We start from the raw sequence: 18,236 nt of genomic DNA, 5'->3' as shown, positions 1-18,236 counted from the left end.
CACATCCAGGGCGCGGCCTCGGCCGCGCCCTTTTTGTATGAAAACGGGTCGACTGCGACCGAAAACGCCAGTCTAGCCCGTTGATTCGGCATGATTAGGCCTTGCGCCGGCTTGGCTTTTGGCTGTTACCTTTGGGAGCCGAATGATGCGCTGCTGCAGCCATTTGGGCAAAAGGATCAGTCAAAGCTGACCAGGGGAACGATGATGAAACTGTTCAAGGCACTGGGTCTGACCCTGCTGGCCTCCACTCTCGCTATGGGTGGAGCCTCCGCGCAGGAGAAGACCGTCAAGATCGCGACCGAAGGCGCTTACGCTCCGTGGAACTTCACGGGCGCCGGGGGCAAGCTGGAGGGCTTCGAGATCGACCTCGCCAACGACCTGTGCGCCCGCATGAAGGTGAAGTGCGAGATCGTCTCCCAGGATTGGGACGGCATCATTCCGGCGCTTCAGGCCAAGAAATACGATGCCATCATGGCCGGCATGAACATCACGGAAAAGCGCCTGGAGACCATCGACTTCGCTGGTCCCTACGCCTCGGGCCCTCAGGGCTGGGGCGTGCTGAAGGACTCACCGCTCACGAAGCTCGCGGGCCAGGGCCAGCGCATCAACATCGACAAGGATCCCGAAGCCGCTCAAAAGATAATCGAAGAGTGGAAACCGCTCCTGAAGGGTAAGACTGTGGGCACCCAAGGCTCGACGGTGAATGCCCAGTTTCTGGACAAATATCTCAAGGACGTGGTCACGATCCGTGAATACAAGACTACGGAACAGCACGACCTCGACCTTGCAGCAGGCCGCATCGATGCGATCTTCGCCGCCCATTCAGCGCTGAAGGCCTCGACCGAAAAACCGGAATTCAAGGACATGGTGATCGCTGGCGCCGGCTTGACGGGTGATGTACTGGGCCGGGGCGTGGCGGTGGGTCTGCGCAAGGGTGACGCCGAACTCAAAAGCATGTTCGGCAAGGCCATCCAGTCGGCAATCGATGACGGAACCATCCGGAAGCTCTCGGAGAAGTGGTTCAAGATCGACATGACGCCGCAAACCTGACAAGAGAGCGGCCAAACATTGCCCCCCAGCGCAAGCCCCTGCTCGCCTGGGGAGCGGATTCCGGCCAAGCCGGGTATGAGAGGAAATGGCCCGTTTTCCGCTGTAGAGGACGGGCACAGTCAAGAAAGTTAAAGCGTGCAACATCTGAGCTATTTCGAACTCGTCGGGTTCGGCCCCAATGGATGGGGATGGGCTCTTCTGACGGCGACGGGCATGACGATTGCGGTCGCCAGCTGCGGCTTCCTCGCAGGTTCCATCGTCGGAACCTTCGTGGCCTGGGGCAAGATCGGCGGCAATGCGCCGGTCCGCTGGCTGGCAGACGGCTACACAACCGTTCTGCGCGGCATTCCCGATCTCCTTGTGATCTATCTCTTCTATTTCGGCGGCAGTGCAGCGCTCGGCGCCATCGGCAGCCTGTTCGGCGCTGAGGGCTTCATCGGCGTCCCGGCCTTCGCCACAGGCGCCATGGCCATCGGCATTGTCTCCGGTGCCTATCAGGCCGAGGTGTTCCGCGGCGCTTTCCAAGTGGTCAGCCGCGGCGAGCTGGAGGCTGCCCGTTCGGTCGGCATGCACCGGTGGCTCATGTTCCGCCGGATCATCGCACCGCAGGTCCTACGCTATGCCATTCCCGGCCTCGGCAATACGTGGCAATTGGTGCTGAAGGAATCCGCGCTGATTTCTGTGACTGGCCTCGTCGAGCTTCTGCGCCAGTCGCAGGTAGCCGCGGGCTCCACGCGCCGTCCATTCGATTTCTACATCACGGCGGCGATTCTCTACCTCGTCATCACCTGGGTTTCGACCTATCTGTTCCAGCGTGCGGAGACCTATTCGCTGCGCGGTATGCGGAGGGCTTCCTGATGGATTTCGCCTTCATGCAGGAAGCGTTCCTGCGTCTCATCGGCGGCATTCCGCTAACCCTCAATCTCGCCTTCACGTCGATTGCTTTCGGCGCCGTCTTCGCCATGCTGCTCGCGCTCATGCGCATGTCGAATATCAAGCTGCTCGACTGGCCGGCGCAGGCTTATGTGTTCGTATTCCGCGGCACGCCGCTGCTCGTGCAGATCTTCCTGATCTATTACGGCCTCGGACAGTTTCGGCCTACACTGGATGCACTGGGCTTGTGGGGCTTCTTCCGTGAGCCCTATTGGTGTGCGGTTCTCGCACTCACCATGAACACGGCGGCCTATGGCAGCGAGATCATCCGCGGCGGACTGCAAGCGGTTCCGCATCATCAGGTCGAAGCCGCGCGCGCCTGCGGCATGTCGGGTTTCCTGCTCTTCCGCCGCATCATCTTCCCCATCGCCGTGCGGCAGGCACTGCCTGCTTACGGCAGCGAGATTATTCTGATGGTGAAGGCCACGTCGCTGGCCTCCGTCATCACCATGATGGAAGTCACGGGCCTTGCGGCCAAAATGATCTCGCAGACGTTCCGCGCCGTGGAAGTGTTCATCGTCGCAGGTGCGATCTATCTCGTCCTGAACTTCATCATCACTCGCATCATCATGGCCATCGAATGGTGGCTCTCGCCTCATCTGCGCCGCCCGCCGGCCATTGAGCCGCGCCTGGAGGCCGCGCATGTCTAACGGAGTTTCGTCTTTGTCTTCCCAGACCGTTCCTGCTGTTTCGATCACTAACCTGCGCAAGAATTTCGGATCGCTTGAAGTTCTCAAGGGAGTGTCGCTGAAGGCCAATGAAGGCGATGTGATCTCGATCCTCGGCGCCTCCGGCTCCGGCAAGTCGACGATGCTTCGCTGTATCAACATGCTCGAAGTGCCCGATGGCGGCGATGTCACCATTGGTGGCGAGACGATCAAGCTCAAAGCTGGTCGCAAGGGCATGGTCCCGGCGGATCAGCGCCAGGTGGACCGCATCCGCTCGCGCGTCGCCATGGTGTTCCAGAGCTTCAATCTCTGGTCCCACATGACGATCCTGGAGAACGTGATCGAAGCGCCCGTGCATGTGCAGAAGCGACCCAAGGCCGAGTGCATTGCAGAGGCCGAGGAACTGCTGGCGAAAGTCGGCATCGCCGACAAGCGCAATCAGTACCCCTCTCACCTCTCCGGCGGTCAGCAGCAGCGCGCAGCCATTGCCCGCGCGCTCGCGATGCGCCCGGACGTGATGCTGTTCGACGAGCCGACCTCCGCGCTCGATCCCGAACTCGTCGGCGAGGTGCTGCGCGTCATGCGCTCGCTCGCGGAGGAAGGCCGCACCATGCTGGTGGTCACGCATGAGATGGGCTTTGCCCGCGACGTGTCGAACCGCGTGGTCTTCCTTCACAAGGGCGTCGTGGAAGAGGAAGGTCCGCCGGCTGAGGTGTTCGGCGCTCCCAAATCAGAGCGCTTCAAGCAGTTCATCTCAAGCCATCGATAAAGCAAAAGCGCGGCCTTTGAGCCGCGCTTTTCATTGAGCTTCACTTCAACTTAGCGTTCGCCGATACGGACCGCTGTACCGTCGATCTCCTTCGGACCCCGCTTGGGCGTGCCGAGGTGATCGTGGATGATCCGCAGGTTGCGCACGTTGGATTTGAAAAACACGTCGAACACGTCGCCGGCCAGTGGAATGGCGCCGATGGCGGTATCCACGGCCACGTTGGCCACCATTCGGGCGATCTTCCAGCGCGGCAAGCCGAGCTGGTGGGCCTCCCAGATGATATAGCTAGCCAAGGCGGCTGAAAGAGCATCGCCGACGCCCGGGACGAGGCCCAGGACGGCATCGAGGCCGATGCGGCGGTTCAGGCCCGGGATGACGAAAGCGCTGTCCATCAGCTTCGCCAGGAGCGTGATGCGCGCAAGGGAATCCTCCCGGCTCGGGCCGGCAGCTTTGATGGCGTCGAACAGGTCGCTACGGACAGCGGGCATTCCAGTCTCCAATTGCCGATGTTACGGCTCGCAACATGATATGTGTATCGTCAAGGAAACCTGCAAGACCCCAAGATTTGTAACATATAACATCAAGACTTGTAACATATAACGTTAAGTATAGAAATATTTGCGAGGCTAAAACGCTTACAAAATAAGAGTTTTGCTAACCAATAACCCTTTTGGATAAACGATTTTCTCTACGTTACCCTTGCCTCAACTAGGCAGTAGCATAGGTACTTGCCCCTAAGCGGTAAACGCAACTGCCAGTTTACTGGCCAATAAACATTGCTGCCGTTGGGAGGACCATCCACACGGCGTTCCTTGTGTGGGGGCTCAGAACGGGGAGATCCCGATGAGCACCGAATTGAACGTTCGTCGCGCGCCTTGGCTCGCCTTCGTGACCAGCGCTTGTCTTGCGGGCCTATCGCCAAATCTGGCCAATGCACAAAGCCCATACCCTCAACCAACCGGGATCGTGATCCCGATTCCCATTTCCAATCCTGATCCTTCGCCCGCAACAGATCCTCTTCCCAAAACCCTTCCCAAGACCAAGGCTCTTCGTAGGGCCCTATCCAAAGCTCTTCCCAAAATCGAATACAGCAGCCTGCCCTCCAATGATCGGATCACGGATCCTGCTACGACGGGCAGCCTGCCCAATGCCAGCACGCTCAACAATCGAACCCTCTCAGGCTTTGCCTCGCTGGTGACGCAGGGCACGATAACGCTGCGTGCCAGCGCCCCAACGAACTGCCTGCCTGGCAGCCTGCAGGAAGTCGTGGCGGATGTCGCGAGCAAGTTCGGCCCCGTCAGCGTCGAGTCCACGCATCGCAGCACGAGCCGGAACTGGCGTGCAGGCGGCGCGCGTCATTCCCTTCATCTCTCATGCCGCGCCATCGATTTCAGGGTGAGAACCCGCACTCGCGGCGTGATGGCCTACTTGAGCTCACGTCCTGAGGTCGGCGGCATCAAGATGTACCGAAACGGCCTCATCCATATCGACAACGGCACACGCCGCTCCTGGTAGTCTTATCGTTCAGAACAGGCGAGACGGAACGCTGATGCAGACCTGCACTCAGAATGCCGCTTGCCTGCTTTCGTAGGGCTGGAACCTCGCGTGGAAGTGTAAGACACTCGGCCCATGTTCGAGAACTTCACGCATCATCGGGTCGAAACATCCGAGGCCGTCATCAATCTCCGCCATGGCGGTAAGGGGCCGCCTGTCCTGCTGCTTCATGGGCACCCGCAGACTCATGTGATGTGGCACCAGGTTGCTCCGCGCCTGGCTGAGGATTTCACGGTCGTCTGTGCGGACCTGCGCGGCTATGGCGACAGCTCCAAGCCTTCGACTACACCCGATCATGAGCCCCACTCCAAGCGCGCCATGGCCCGCGATATGGTCGAGGTGATGCAGGCTCTCGGCTTCGAGCGCTTTGCTGTTGTGGGTCACGATCGCGGCGGGCGCTGCGCCTATCGTATGGCGCTCGATCACCCCAGCCGGGTCGTGGCCCTCTCCGTTCTCGACATTCTGCCGACCTACGAGCATTTCAAGCGAACCGACATGGCTTTTGCGATGGGTTACTGGCACTGGTTTTTCCTCGCACAGCCACATCCCATTCCTGAAACGCTGATCTCTGCTGATCCCGACACGTTCTATTTGCGTCGGGGGCGCACGATGTTCGATGCAGAGGCGTTGGCAGAGTACCGGCGCTGCTACACCAACCCTGAAACCATCAATGCCATGTGCGAGGATTACCGCGCCGGTGCGACCATGGACATGCAGCTGGACGAAGCCGACAAGCAGGCTGGACGACGCATCGCGTGTCCGATGCAAGCGCTATGGGGGTTAAGGAACGGGTTGGAGCGCTGGTACGATGTGCTGGCGGTCTGGCGCGATTGGGCGGATCATGTGGAAGGGCACGGCATCGAATGCGGCCATTATCTTGCCGAGGAAGCGCCTGAAGAGACGCTGGCCGCGCTCAAACCGTTTCTCACGAAGGCATTCCGCGCCGTTTCAGATGTGCCCGATGCGCAGCGACAAGGCAAACCGGATCGTGCGACGACGCTGCGGCTCGTTCCAAAGACTTGAGAGATCGCGCTGGAACTGCTCGAACGGTTCACGCCCTTGCGCCTTCTCAAGCCCACGCACCGCTGACCACGTGTCAATATAACCAATCAGGTCGGAGACCTGCCATTGCACCTCAATGGCCAGCGGCGGCGCAGTCCACTCCTCAAAGGGAAAGTCGAAGGAGCGATAGCCATTCTCGACAAGGCGACGCTCCGGTGGCCAATAAGGGCCGGCCACCTCTTCATAGAAATGGTGGATCACCGGGTCGATCTCCGGATCGGCCTGGATTACGCCATAGGCGATGAGCGCGAGGACCGCACCCGGCTTTCCGACACGGCGCGCTTCCGCATAAAATGCCTCGAGATCGAACCAGTGGGCCGCCTGCGCCGCCGTGATCAGATCGACCGTCTGATCGGGGAGACCACTCTTTTCAGCCGGCGCGACGCGATAATCCACACGCTCATGTGCTTCCGCTTTCTCGATCTGCTGCGCGCTGGCATCGATTGCGATCACGTACTTGAAGCGATCCGCCAACAGCACGGAAAGCTGCCCGGTGCCACACCCGACGTCGAGCGCCATCTGCGCCTGCCTGCACTGTTCAGCGAGATAATCGATCAGAGCCTGCGGATAAGTTGGTCGGTAGGTTGCGTAATCAGCGGATCGTGTCGAGAAGTGATCCTTGAACGACATTCCTAGCGTCCAGAGAACGGAGCAATGATGATGCCGTTTGCTTCGAGTTTCGCCCGGACCGTGCGCGCCATGGCGACCGCACTTGGCTCATCACCATGAACGCAGATCGTGTCGATCTCGATGGGAATGCGCTTTCCGGATGTCGTGATGACGGCCTTCTCCTGGAGAGTGCGCAGCACGCGCTCGGCCGCAGCATCGGCATCGTGCAGAACGGAGCCGGCCTTCCTGCGGGAGGTCAGCGCGCCGTCGTCTTCATACGTACGATCGGCGAAGAATTCCCTCACCACCGGGATGCCGACGGTCTCGGATGCCTTCTCCATCAGAAGGCCCGGCATGCACACATTGATGAGGCTTGCATCGACTCCCTTGATGGCGCGGGCAATCGCAAGTGCCAGGCTCTCGTCCTCGTTCGCCATGTTGTTGAGCGAGCCATGGACCTTCACGTAGGTGACCTGATGGCCGGCCAGGGCGGCAACGGCCTGCATGGCGCCGATCTGATAGGCTATCATCCGCTCGATCTCGGTGGGCGAGTCTCCACGGATCACACGCCGTCCAAATCCATGCAGGTCGTTGAAGCCCGGATGCGCCCCGATCGCCACGCCTTTGCTCTTGGCGATCTCCGCCGTGCGGAACATGATGGACGGATCACCCGCATGGAAACCGCATGCGATGTTCGCGGAGGAGACGATGTCGAGCATCGCCTCGTCATCACCCATGGGCCAGGGACCGAAGCCTTCGCCTATATCGCAGTTCAGATCAACTTTCATGGCAATCACACCAAAACCGGCTGCGCAATCTGCGCACCCACATGGAACACGCGCTTATAACGCTCGATTTCCTCTTCCGGCCCCAGAGCCTTCGTCGGATTGTCGGAAAGCTTCACGGTCGGACGCCCATCGGCCGAGATGACCTTGCAGACGATGGAGATGGGATCGAGCCCGCCCTCGGGAGCAAGGCCGCGGAAGTCGTTCGTCAGCAGCGTGCCCCAGCCGTAGCCGACGCGCATGCGGCCGCGGAAATGTTGGTGGATCCTCTCAATCAGATCCACATCCAGACCATCGGAGAAGATCGCGAGTTTCTCCTTCGGGTTCTGCCCGCGCTGCTGCCACCATGCAATCGCCTCCTCACCGCCTTCGATGGGATCCTTGGAGTCGACGCGGATACCCGTCCAGGAGGGCATCCAATCGGGAGCGTTCTGCAGGAAGTTCGTCGTGCCGTATGTATCGGGCAGGATAACGCGCAGGTTGCCCTCATAATCTTCCTGCCAATCGGCCAAGACGCGATACGGAGCTTTCGCCAATTCCTCATCGCTGTCGGTGAGTGCCGCATAGACCATGGGAAGCTCATGGGCGTTGGTACCTACCGCCTCCACCTCACGGCGCATGGCGATGAGGCAGTTGGAGGTGCCCAGGAAGGACGGTCCAAGCCCTTCGATCATCGCCTGCACGCACCAATCCTGCCAGAGGAAACCATGGCGGCGGCGAGTACCGAAATCAGAGATGGAAAGATCCGGCAGCCTTCTGAGGCGTTCGATCTTCTCCCACACACGTGTCATGGCGCGGGCATAGAGCACCTGGAGTTCGAACTTGCCCATGCCTCTCAACACGCCACGCGAGCGCAACTCGTTGAGAATCGCGAGCGCCGGGATCTCCCACATGGTGGTTTCGATCCAGGGACCGTGGAAGGTCAGCACATATTGGCCGTCTTCCTTCTCCAGCAAGTATTCCGGAAAGCGGAAGGTCTCAAGCCAGTCCATGAATTCCGGCGAGAACATCTGGCGCTTGCCGTAGAAGGTGTTGCCGCGCAGCCAAGTGGATTCACCACGCGTCAGGGAGAGGCTGCGCACATGGTCGAGCTGCTCGCGCAATTCGCCCGCGTCGATGATGTCGGCCAACCGGATCCGGGTAGTGCGGTTATGGATACCGAAGGTGACCTGGACGTCCCGATGGCGGCGAAAGATCGTCTGCGCCATCAGGAGCTTGTAAAAGTCCGTGTCCAGGACCGACCGAACGATCGGGTCGATCTTCCAGGTATGGTTATAGACCCTGGTTGCGATGTCCACCATCGCCTGCTCCTCGCCGTTTCAGGAGGCAGGACAATAGCGAAGGCTTTGGGTTGAAGAAAGGGTGGTTGGCGTCAATCCCTGCCTCATGGGGGCAGAACATCAACCTGGATGGAGGAATAATAGGCCGCGATATCGAACATGTCATGGTCCGACAGGTCTTTCGCTACAATGTTCATCGTCTCGTTCTTGCGTGCGCCGGATTTGTACTCCGCCAGCGCTTTGACAAGATAGCCTTCGATCTGCCCCGCCAAGTTCGGAGCTTCAGGGTTCTTGGAGAGGCCGTCCAGCCCGTGACAGGCTTGGCACGTGGTGATCTTCTGGCGCCCTGCTCTCGCATCCCCCGCATCGGCTGTCGCGGCGGCAAGCGAACTCAGGAGAGCCCCGGCAAATGCCAAGGCATAAGTTTTCTTCATGGTATTTCCTTTTGGGGAAGAACAGGCGCGCCAATGAGCGCGCCTGCCGGAACAGCCCTATTGGCCTTCATAGGAGATGCGGTAGATCGCGCCTGCCGTGTCGTCCGAGACGAGGAGCGAACCGTCGAGCAGCACGGCGACATCGGTCGGACGACCGAGATATTCGCCGTTCTCATTGAGCCAGCCTTCGGCGAAGACCTGTGGCTTGTCGGCCGTGCCATCAGGCTTGAGCGGCGTGAACATCACCCGCGCCCCTACCGGCTTTGTACGGTTCCAGGACCCATGCTGTGCCGAGAAGACGCCACCTTGATAGGACCGGGGGAACATCTTGCCCGTGTAGAAGGTGAGGCCAAGGTCCGCCGCATGCGCTGCCATTTCGGCCTGAGGCGCAACGGTACCAGCCGGAACCTGGTCATCCTTGTACTCGACAGTGCGAACCATACCGCCGCCGTAATAGGGGAAGCCGAAGTTCTGGCCCACTTGAACGGCGCGATTGAGCTCGCCGGGAGGCTGGTCGTCGCCCATGCCGTCGACCTGGTTGTCGGTGAACCACAGGGACTTGTCCGCCGGATTGAACTCGATGCCAACCGAGTTGCGGATGCCGGTGGCATAGACCTCTCGGTTCTTGCCATCCTGATCCAGGCGGATGATGCCGCCGATGCCGACCTTCCGATAAAGCTCCATCTTCTCCTTTGCCGGCACGTTGAAGGGCTGACCGAGGGCGATGTAGAGCTTGTTGTCGGGTCCGACCCGGCAAACGCGGGCGGTGTGGTTGTAGCTTTCCTCACCGGGCGGGATCAATTCGCCCTGCTTGACCACCTGGAAAGCGGCGACATCCGGACCCTCATAGAAGAACTCGGCTGCCGGGAATTGAAGCACCCGATTCTGCTCGGCGATATAGAGGACGCCGTCGCGAGAGAAGCAGACGCCGTTGGGAATCTTGAACTGAACGGAGGGAGCGAACTGCTTCACCTCATCGGCTATGCGGTCCTTGTCGCGATCGGTCACGACATAAACGTTGCTCTTGCGCGTTCCGACAAAGACAACGCCTGCATTTGGCCCGACCGCCATGTGGCGTGCATCGGGAACGATGGCATAGAGATCGATCTTGAAGCCCGCCGGCAACTTGATCTTCTCAAGGTTCTTGCGAATGGCATCGGCACGGCGACCTTCCTGGGGAATAGGCTTCGGCTCCTCCGTTCCCGTGCTCTGGAATGACGAAAGCCTCTCGAGATTGCTGGTCGGCGGCTGAGTGGCGGGTTGAGCGAAACTTGAAGACGCGAACGCTACAGTAGAGACGGCGGCAAGCCAGATGGATTTCATCCTTCCCTCCCTGGGAACGCCCCCTTTCCTGTTTTCTTTTTGACCTTCGGATCGGCTCCGGGTTACTTTGTTTTATTGTATTTGATTATACCCAAGCTAGACCGTAAAGAAAGAAGCAAATAGGTGGCATGAAAAAGGGCCGCTGAGCGGCCCTGATTGCTTGTTGCTCTTGTGAGCGCTTAGCTCAGATCGACCTTTGCCTGATCACCCGGATGCGGCGGCTGGCCCGTCAAAGCTGCCTTCGCATACCCATAAAGATGTACGATGGTCGAAGACGGGCTGTCCCAATACTCGCCCTTCGAGGGATGCACACGGATCAGGGCAATCTGCGGATCATCCGTGCCTTTCGGGAACCAAGCCCGCAGAGGCTCCGACCACTTCTCCTCGATCTTCGCCTTGTCGCGGACGATCTCCGCCTTGCCCGCAACAGATACATAGGTCTGGCCACTCGGATCGCTGTAAGCCAGGTTCACCTCACTGTCGCGGGAAATCTCCGTCATCTTGGGCGATTGGATCTGCGTGAAGAACCAAAGGTCTCCATGCTCGTCGGCCTCCATGCTATGCATGGGCCGGCTGTGCAGCGTGCCATCGGTGTCGACCGTCGTCATCATGGCGATCTTCACATCTTTGATCAGCTCGTAGAGCTTCGCAGCGTTGGGATCGTTATGGCCGTGCTGGTGCATTCTCGTCTCCTGATTTCTTCACGCCATCTCGGGGCCGCGATGCGCGAGCGCAGCTTTCCGGCCGGCCGTTAAGGCCCCCGAGGAATCGGTTGAACAACGGACAGGGTGACTTTTGGTTCGGATATTGCCCATGACGGCCAGACAACGCCTTAACGGACGCGCCGCGAACCTATACATGAGGTTCAAGAGATTGTTGGACCAAAGCCTAGGAGCCTCCATCGTGGCGATTACCCGTGAAGATGTTCTGCAAGCGCTCTCGACCGTTCTGGTCGACGCCAATGGAACGAACCTCGTGGCGTCTGGACGCTTGTCCGACGTCCATATCGACGATGCGGGGCGGGTGATGTTCTCGATCGCGATTGACCCGTCCGAAGCTCAGGCGATGGAGCGTGTCCGCCAAGCGGCAGCAGCCGCCGTTCAGGGATTGCCGGGCGTGAAGGGTGTGTTCGCGAGCCTCACCGCCGACCGTCCGGCTGGATCGGGAGCCCCGTCCCCCTCCCCGGCCGCCGCACAGCGTCCACGGGCGGCCTCGCAGCCCAAGAACCAGCGCATTCCCGGTGTGAAGCATGTGATTGCGGTCGCCTCCGGCAAAGGCGGCGTCGGCAAGTCGACCACCGCCTGCAACCTTGCCCTTGGCCTTAAGGCCCTGGGCCTGAAGGTCGGCGTGCTCGATGCCGACATCTACGGCCCCTCGATGCCCAAGCTCTTCGGCATTCATGGCAAGCCGAAGCTGCTCGAAAACCGTATTCTCGAACCTATGGAAGCCTATGGGATCAAGATCATGTCCATCGGCTTCCTCGTGGAGGAGGATGCGGCCATGATCTGGCGCGGCCCGATGGTCATGTCGGCGATCACGCAGATGCTGCGTGAGGTCGCCTGGGGCGATCTCGACGTGCTCGTGGTGGATATGCCGCCCGGCACGGGTGATGCGCAGCTCACGATGGCGCAGGCGACCCCTCTCGCGGGTGCCGTGATCGTTTCCACGCCGCAAGATCTGGCGCTGATCGATGCGCGGCGCGGCGTCTCCATGTTCAAGCGCGTGGAGATTCCGATCCTGGGGATCATCGAGAACATGGCGACATTCGTTTGCCCTCATTGCGGGCAGACCTCGCATATCTTCGGCCATGGCGGCGCGCGCGAGGAAGCCGAACGTCTCGACGTTCCTTTCCTTGGCGAGGTTCCGCTCAATATGACGATCCGCGAACTCTCCGATGCGGGACGCCCTGTTGCCGCAACGGATCCAGGTGGGCCGCACGCCAAGATCTACAAGGATATGGCGCAACAGGTCTGGACCGCGCTGTCCGGCGGCGCAGCGGCTCGTCCCGCACCGCGCATCGTCATCGAGTAAATCTGCCATGACGCCCTATCCCGCGACTTTGGGCGTCATTCTTGCCGGCGGGCTGGCGCGGCGCATGGGTGGAGGGGACAAGCCTCTTCTGATGCTTCAGGGCCAAACGCTTCTCGGTCACGTAAAACAGCGACTGGCTCCGCAATGCGGGTGCGTGATCCTCAATGCGAATGGCGAGCCGTCACGTTTTATCGCGACTGGTCTGCCCGTAGTGGCGGATTCCGTCCCAGATCATCCTGGACCGCTGGCGGGCATTCTGACAGCCCTTGAATGGACGGCCAGAAACCAGCCGGCGATCGAATGGGTTGTCAGCGTTCCAGGCGACACGCCTTTCATTCCGGCAGATCTGGTTGAACGCCTTCATGCAGCACGCAGCACGGCGCAAAGTGCTGTCGCCTACGCGGCTTCAGGACCACAGGAGCACTACACGACAGGCCTCTGGCCGGTTGCTCTGCGTCATGACTTGCGCCATGCGCTCACAGTCAAAGGCATGCGTCGTGTGGAAGACTGGGCGAAAGCTCAGGGCGCGGCTACGGCAACCTGGCCAATCGAGCCATTCGATCCTTTCTTCAACATCAACACGCCTGAAGAGCTGGATGCCGCCAGTACCATGTTGAGCATTACGTCGCTCCTCTCTAGAAGGTTCGGGAACGATGGGTGCGGAGAGCAGGAGGATTGCGATGATTGAACTGGATCTGTCCGGTTTGAAATGTCCGCTTCCGGTGCTGCGGACCCGCAAGGCACTGCGTGCCATGAACCCTGGGGATCAATTGCGCGTGATCTGCACGGATCCCCTCGCCGGCATCGATGTGCCCAACCTCATCAGAGAACTGGGCGATACCCTGATGGAGCAGCATCAGGACGAAAAGCACATCACTTTTCTGATCGCCCGAGCAGACAAGCCCTCATGAAAAAGGCCCGGCATTGGAGCCGGGCCGTCCATTCAACCCACCAGGATCAGGTGCTCTTGCGCATGCTGTCCTTCATGCCGCCGATGGTGTTCTGAATGCGGCCCTCGGCCTTATCCATCTTGCCCTCGGTTTCCATCTTGGAGTCACCCAGAGCCTTGCCCAAGCCTTCCTTCATGCGGCCCTTGATGTTCTTCATGCTGCCTTCGCTGCGATCATGATCCATGACCATTCTCCTTATTCTGGCGTCTCAGGGGCTAACGCTCTTGTAAGGAGTCGAGTTTCAAGCTCGGGCATAAGTACAATTCACTAAAAATTCAAATGATCGGAAGATCATATCAATGTGAACAGACAACCAGCAAGAATTTTCCAGCAGAAATACATCTCATCGAACATCGAATAGGGTTCGTTGTTTCCGCGGCAAATCTAGAGCCGGTTCCTATGCTGGGCACCCTCATTGCTCAGGAGCTGGAGCATTTCTCGGCGAACCGGATCCGGTTCGCCGAGAAATGGGGCAGAGCAAGGAAGAGAGCCGCTTCCGAGCAAGTGGAAGCGGTTCTAGTGCGTCAAGTCACTCGCCACATACAATTTTAGGTTTCAGAGCCTCCCAAGCATGGACATCACGCTCGGCCGCACTAGTTCGAACGGCCTACGCCCATAACGTTATATAATTATAGAACGTGAGTTCCCTGTGTCCCCCGCTTCAAGGCCTCCTAGAAAGCCCTCGAAGGCAGCGCATCCGACAACCGCTCGGGCCAGTGCTAAAAAGACGGCCCAGCCTTTTGATCGCATCGCTTTGCTGGCGCATCAGCTCAGAACGCCGCTGTCGGCCATCAATGCGCTTGCACAAGGCCTGATGCGACGGTCGGAACGGATGAATGCCGAGGATATCCGCAGCCGTGCCGAGAGGATATGGCGCGCCAGTCTACGTCTGGACGAACTGATCGAGATGATCATGTCCTATACGCACGTTAGTGCGAGCGGCATGCTTCTCAATCCGAGCGATTTTAATCCGGAAGCCCTCATTCGGCGTGCCTGCAGGGAGCAGGGCAACCACGAGCCGGGACGTCTTTTCAAGATCGATGTCCGGGGCCTTCCGGAAACGATTGTGGGAGACTCTATCCTGCTGGAACAGGCGCTCGTGATCGTGCTGTCCAACGCCATGAAGTATTCGCCCCCCGAACGACCTATCAGGGTGACCGCGCGCGCAGAAAAACACGGCATCGCGATTAAAGTGAAAGACGAAGGAATTGGCATTTCCGAGAGAGACCTGCCTTTTCTCATGCAGCCCTTCTTCCGAGGCCGTAACGCCAGGGATTATCCAGGCACGGGTCTCGGTCTCAGCCTTGCTTGGCACATCCTCAGGCTCCATGGCGGAGGCCTTCAGATCGAAAGCAAGGAAGGGCGCGGAACAACCGTGACCCTCACGATCCCTGAGAGGAACATCATAGGGGCGTCCGGGATCCTTTAGCGAATGAGGATTGCGCGAAAGTCGTTTACGTTGGTCAAGGTCGGGCCCGTGATGACAAGCCTGTCGAGTTGCGCGAAAGCGGTATACGCATCGTTGCCCGCAAGATGCGCGGCGAGATCGACGCCCCGTTCCTGGGCGCTTGCGAACATGGCCTGATCGAACCATGCGCCCGCATTGTCCTCTGATCCATCGATGCCATCGGTATCGCAAGCGATGGCAGCTATGTCCGCTTCTCCCCGCAGAGACAACGCAAGCGACAACAGAAACTCCGCGTTGCGCCCACCACGTCCCGTGCCACGAACGGTCACAGTTGTTTCGCCGCCGGACAGAAGAACGCAAGGTCCTGCAACAGGCTCACCATACATCCGCGCAGATCGCGCGACGCCCGCCATCGCGCGCCCGACTTCGCGCGCCTCGCCTTCAATCGCATCACCGAGAATGAGCGGGTTCAAGCCGAGCTCTCGCGCTCTCCTGGCTGCAGCATCCAGCGCCATCTTGGGTGTCGCGAGCATATGAACCGCGCCGCCTGCAACCGAGCTCTCGACAGCATTCTCGCGAATGGCCTTCACCACATGGACGGGAACATCGATGCTGTATTTGGCGAGGATCGACAAGGCGGTTTCAGGATCGACACGCTCGGGAATCGTCGGACCGGAGCCGATGCTTGCAGGATCGTCCCCCGGCACATCGGAGATGAGATAGGTGACCAGTTGTGCCGGACCGACGGCCGCAGCGAGCCTGCCTCCCTTGATCGCGGAGAGAGACTTGCGCACGAGGTTCATCTCGCCGATGGGCGCGCCGGATTTCAGGAGAGCCCGATTCAGATCCTGCTTGTCGGCGAAGGTGATGCCGTCAGCAGGAAGCGAAAGCAGCGCAGAAGCTCCGCCCGAGATCAAGCAGACGACAAGATCGTCAGGCCCCGCCTCATGAGCCAGCGCCAGAATGCGTTTGGCTGCATTCAGGCCTGCCTCGTCGGGAACCGGATGCGCGGCTTCTACGATCTCGACGGAACGGGTGGGCACCGCATGGCCATAGCGCGTGACGACAAGACCTTCGCAGGTGCCACCGGCCTTCGCCCACGCCTCCTCGAAAGTCGCTGCCATCCGCGCAGAGGCCTTGCCTGCACCGAGGACGATCGTCCGGCCTTTCGGCTTGGACGGCAGGCGTTCATCGAACTTTCCATCCGGAAGGGCCGCCTCCAAGGCGGCATCGAACAGGGCACGAAGGATTACGGAATCGTCGGTCATGAACGGACCTTACGCGATTCCGGCTAGACTTGGAACTTCAGGAAAAGATTGGCTCGAACCCGTAGTCCTCCTGCAACAAAGGATTTGCCGGCTAAAAAACCTTGGAACAACCCACAGGAGCGTGCTTGAACTGCTGGTATCTGTCACCTAGGCTTCATAAAAGGGACCGATAGAGTTCCACCTCAAAGGAAACGCCTGCGAATGCGAGTGACCAGCTTGTACGCTCCCCGCCCCCAGGTCATGGGAGTGGCGGAATGATTCCCCTGTCTCAGCTCCCGCCGGAAAAGGCGGGCTCCGTGCGCGTCATCCTTACCGACATCGACGATACCATCACGACGGAAGGCATGCTGACGGCGTCGGCCTATGCCGCGCTGGAAAACCTTCAGCGCGCCGGCTTTCTCGTCATTCCCGTCACGGGCCGCCCGGCCGGCTGGTGCGATCACATCGCGCGCATGTGGCCCGTGGACGGCATCGTGGGCGAGAATGGAGCCTTTTATTTCCGCTATGACCGCGAGCGGAAGAAGATGCAACAGCATTTCTGGGCCACGCCTGAGGAGCTGAAGCGCAATCGTACCAAGCTCGACGCCGTCGAGAAGGAAGTGCTTGAATCCGTGCCGGGCTCGGCACTTGCCAGCGATCAGGCGTATCGCCTTGCGGACCTTGCCATCGATTTCTGCGAAGATGTTCCCGCTCTTCCGGAATCGGAAGTTGACAGGATTGTCGCCATCTTCGAGCGCCATGGCGCGCAGGCCAAGGTCAGCTCCATTCATGTGAACGGCTGGTTCGGCGACTATAACAAGCTCAGCATGGCCAAGACCCTGCTGGCCGATGTGTTCGGCATGGATTGGGAAGAGGCGAAGAAGTCTGTGATCTATGCAGGCGACTCGCCCAATGACGAGCCGATGTTCGCCGCTTTTCCGCTCAGCGTGGGTGTCGCCAACATTCATGCCTTCGAGCGCCGGCTGAAGAACAAACCAGCCTATATTGCAAAAGGGCGTTCGGGAGACGGCTTCGCCGAACTGGCTGAGATCCTCCTCACCGCCAAGCGCCATCAGGCATTCTGATTTCAGGTCTCAAGGGTCGCGCCCATGTCCGAGATTGTCGTCAACGCAGTATCGAAAACATGGGGCGGTGTTGGCGGCGTCGACAACATCAGCTTCAAGGCCGATGCAGGAACGTTCCTGGTCCTGCTCGGCCCCTCGGGCTGCGGCAAGTCCACCACGCTTCGCTTGATTGCTGGTCTAGAAGAAGTTGATTCCGGCACCATCACCATCGGCGGGCGTGACGTCACGCATCTCTCGCCGGCGCAGCGCCGCATCTCGATGGTGTTTCAGTCCTATGCCCTCTTCCCGCATTTGAACGTCGCCGAAAACATCGTCTTCGGCTTGCGCGTGCGCGGCGTCGGACGCGCGGAGCGGGATGCCAGGCTCAAGAAGGTGGCGGACATCGTGGGTTTGGGCCATCTTCTCGAACGCAAGCCCTCACAGCTCTCGGGAGGCCAGCGCCAGCGCGTTGCGCTCGGCCGCGCCATCATCGCGGAAGCGCCGGTCTGCCTCATGGACGAGCCGCTCTCCAACCTCGATGCCAAGCTGCGCCACGAAATGCGCGCGGAGATCCGCAGCCTGCAGCAGCGCCTCGGCATGACCATGGTCTATGTCACGCACGACCAAACCGAGGCCATGACCATGGCCGATCGAGTGATCCTGATGCGCGACGGGCATATCGAGCAGAACGGCGCGCCGCACGAGCTCTACAACGAGCCGGCGAGCGACTTCACGGCGCGCTTCATCGGAACGCCACCCATGAACATCATCTCCTGGCAGGACGACGCCATGCTGGGCGTGCGGCCGGAACACATCTCCATCTTGGAGAATGACGGCATTCCCGCCACCGTCAAGGCCGTCGAATATCTGGGCGCCGACAGCATCATCCTCTGCGACGTGAAGGGCGAGACCGTCTCCGTCCGCCAGACCGGCTATTGCGCGCTGCCCACCGGTGCACAAGTCGCGCTCGGATGGCAAAACAGTCACATACATCTGTTTGACAGGGACAGCGGAAAGCGTCGTGCGGGCAGCGCCCTGCCCCGGTGAGGCTTTCTTCTGAAAGAACGCA

Annotated in this window: 21 protein-coding genes; 12 read left to right on the top strand and 9 right to left on the bottom strand. The window is 59.9% G+C overall.

Annotation, left to right across the window (positions count from 1 at the left end; translation table 11 throughout):
- Positions 1–204: 204 nt before the first annotated feature.
- From AA309_RS09845 to AA309_RS09830, 4 genes are all read left to right on the top strand, one after another.
- The gene (locus AA309_RS09845) at positions 205–1,050 is read left to right on the top strand and encodes a lysine/arginine/ornithine ABC transporter substrate-binding protein (protein ID WP_047188895.1); all 846 of its coding nucleotides are present in this window, start codon (positions 205–207) and stop codon (positions 1,048–1,050) included.
- A 135-nt stretch (positions 1,051–1,185) separates the two neighbouring features.
- Entirely contained in the window at positions 1,186–1,908 is a 723-nt protein-coding gene (locus tag AA309_RS09840) for an ABC transporter permease (protein ID WP_047188829.1), read from the top strand.
- On the top strand, positions 1,908–2,633 hold the full coding sequence (locus tag AA309_RS09835; RefSeq protein ID WP_047188828.1) for an ABC transporter permease: 726 nt from the start codon (positions 1,908–1,910) through the stop codon (positions 2,631–2,633). Before AA309_RS09840 ends, AA309_RS09835 begins: the two co-directional genes overlap by 1 nt.
- Positions 2,626–3,420 carry an ABC transporter ATP-binding protein gene (locus tag AA309_RS09830; RefSeq protein WP_047188827.1) on the top strand — a complete coding sequence of 265 codons (795 nt, stop codon included), beginning with the start codon at positions 2,626–2,628 and terminating at the stop codon, positions 3,418–3,420. Before AA309_RS09835 ends, AA309_RS09830 begins: the two co-directional genes overlap by 8 nt.
- Positions 3,421–3,470: 50 nt before the next feature.
- Here the strand turns inward: AA309_RS09830 and AA309_RS09825 are convergent, their stop codons facing one another.
- Positions 3,471–3,908 (bottom strand): DUF4112 domain-containing protein, encoded by a 438-nt coding sequence (locus AA309_RS09825; protein WP_052954608.1) that lies wholly within the window; start codon positions 3,906–3,908, stop codon positions 3,471–3,473.
- A 355-nt stretch (positions 3,909–4,263) separates the two neighbouring features.
- Between AA309_RS09825 and AA309_RS31850 the strand changes: the two genes are divergently transcribed.
- Together AA309_RS31850 and AA309_RS09815 are read left to right on the top strand one after the other, a co-directional pair.
- Positions 4,264–4,935 carry a D-Ala-D-Ala carboxypeptidase family metallohydrolase gene (locus tag AA309_RS31850; RefSeq protein WP_052954607.1) on the top strand — a complete coding sequence of 224 codons (672 nt, stop codon included), beginning with the start codon at positions 4,264–4,266 and terminating at the stop codon, positions 4,933–4,935.
- Positions 4,936–5,049: 114 nt separating this feature from the next.
- Positions 5,050–5,997 (top strand): alpha/beta fold hydrolase, encoded by a 948-nt coding sequence (locus AA309_RS09815; protein WP_084731054.1) that lies wholly within the window; start codon positions 5,050–5,052, stop codon positions 5,995–5,997.
- On the opposite strand, the gene AA309_RS09810 is transcribed toward AA309_RS09815, so the two are convergent.
- From AA309_RS09810 to AA309_RS09785, 6 genes are all read right to left on the bottom strand, one after another.
- Positions 5,923–6,666 carry a class I SAM-dependent methyltransferase gene (locus AA309_RS09810; protein WP_047188826.1) on the bottom strand — a complete coding sequence of 248 codons (744 nt, stop codon included), beginning with the start codon at positions 6,664–6,666 and terminating at the stop codon, positions 5,923–5,925. The two genes, AA309_RS09815 and AA309_RS09810, sit on opposite strands and share 75 nt — an antisense overlap.
- 2 nt (positions 6,667–6,668) lie before the next feature.
- Positions 6,669–7,433: a LamB/YcsF family protein gene (locus AA309_RS09805; protein ID WP_047188891.1), complete on the bottom strand. Its 765-nt coding sequence runs from the start codon at positions 7,431–7,433 to the stop codon at positions 6,669–6,671.
- A gap of 5 nt (positions 7,434–7,438) precedes the next feature.
- On the bottom strand, positions 7,439–8,731 hold the full coding sequence (pncB, locus tag AA309_RS09800; RefSeq protein WP_047188825.1) for a nicotinate phosphoribosyltransferase: 1,293 nt from the start codon (positions 8,729–8,731) through the stop codon (positions 7,439–7,441).
- Between the two features lie 83 nt (positions 8,732–8,814).
- Entirely contained in the window at positions 8,815–9,144 is a 330-nt protein-coding gene (locus tag AA309_RS09795; protein ID WP_047188824.1) for a c-type cytochrome, read from the bottom strand.
- Between the two features lie 57 nt (positions 9,145–9,201).
- A complete protein-coding gene (locus AA309_RS09790; protein ID WP_047188823.1) occupies positions 9,202–10,467 on the bottom strand; it encodes a PQQ-dependent sugar dehydrogenase in 1,266 nt (421 codons plus the stop codon).
- A gap of 179 nt (positions 10,468–10,646) precedes the next feature.
- The gene (locus tag AA309_RS09785) at positions 10,647–11,150 is read right to left on the bottom strand and encodes a pyridoxamine 5'-phosphate oxidase family protein (protein WP_047188822.1); all 504 of its coding nucleotides are present in this window, start codon (positions 11,148–11,150) and stop codon (positions 10,647–10,649) included.
- A gap of 220 nt (positions 11,151–11,370) precedes the next feature.
- On the opposite strand from AA309_RS09785, the gene AA309_RS09780 reads away from it, so the two are divergent.
- Genes AA309_RS09780 through AA309_RS09770 form a run of 3 tightly spaced genes read left to right on the top strand, consistent with a single transcriptional unit; the run spans position 11,371 to position 13,409 of the window.
- Positions 11,371–12,498, top strand: coding sequence for an Mrp/NBP35 family ATP-binding protein (locus AA309_RS09780; RefSeq protein ID WP_047188821.1), 1,128 nt, complete (start codon positions 11,371–11,373; stop codon positions 12,496–12,498).
- A gap of 7 nt (positions 12,499–12,505) precedes the next feature.
- Complete coding sequence (mobA, locus tag AA309_RS09775; protein ID WP_047188820.1) at positions 12,506–13,186, top strand: molybdenum cofactor guanylyltransferase MobA; 681 nt, start codon at positions 12,506–12,508, stop codon at positions 13,184–13,186.
- Complete coding sequence (locus AA309_RS09770; protein WP_047188819.1) at positions 13,179–13,409, top strand: sulfurtransferase TusA family protein; 231 nt, start codon at positions 13,179–13,181, stop codon at positions 13,407–13,409. Before mobA ends, AA309_RS09770 begins: the two co-directional genes overlap by 8 nt.
- Before the next feature lie 46 nt (positions 13,410–13,455).
- On the opposite strand, the gene AA309_RS09765 is transcribed toward AA309_RS09770, so the two are convergent.
- Positions 13,456–13,632 (bottom strand): CsbD family protein, encoded by a 177-nt coding sequence (locus AA309_RS09765; RefSeq protein WP_047188818.1) that lies wholly within the window; start codon positions 13,630–13,632, stop codon positions 13,456–13,458.
- Between the two features lie 465 nt (positions 13,633–14,097).
- On the opposite strand from AA309_RS09765, the gene AA309_RS09760 reads away from it, so the two are divergent.
- Entirely contained in the window at positions 14,098–14,877 is a 780-nt protein-coding gene (locus AA309_RS09760) for a sensor histidine kinase (protein ID WP_084731050.1), read from the top strand.
- Here AA309_RS09760 and AA309_RS09755 read toward each other — a convergent pair.
- Complete coding sequence (locus AA309_RS09755; protein WP_047188816.1) at positions 14,874–16,124, bottom strand: glycerate kinase type-2 family protein; 1,251 nt, start codon at positions 16,122–16,124, stop codon at positions 14,874–14,876. The genes AA309_RS09760 and AA309_RS09755 overlap by 4 nt on opposite strands.
- 254 nt (positions 16,125–16,378) lie before the next feature.
- Here AA309_RS09755 and AA309_RS09750 point away from each other — a divergent pair, with 254 nt between their 5' ends.
- Together AA309_RS09750 and AA309_RS09745 are read left to right on the top strand one after the other, a co-directional pair.
- Positions 16,379–17,188 (top strand): HAD family hydrolase, encoded by an 810-nt coding sequence (locus tag AA309_RS09750; RefSeq protein WP_047188815.1) that lies wholly within the window; start codon positions 16,379–16,381, stop codon positions 17,186–17,188.
- Between the two features lie 24 nt (positions 17,189–17,212).
- On the top strand, positions 17,213–18,214 hold the full coding sequence (locus AA309_RS09745; protein ID WP_047188814.1) for an ABC transporter ATP-binding protein: 1,002 nt from the start codon (positions 17,213–17,215) through the stop codon (positions 18,212–18,214).
- Positions 18,215–18,236: the final 22 nt, after the last annotated feature.

Origin of the sequence: Microvirga vignae (assembly GCF_001017175.1) — a bacterium.
GTDB lineage: Bacteria > Pseudomonadota > Alphaproteobacteria > Rhizobiales > Beijerinckiaceae > Microvirga > Microvirga vignae.
The sequence above is the reverse complement of the archived record's forward strand: the minus strand, read 5'-3'. Positions and strand labels throughout refer to the sequence as shown.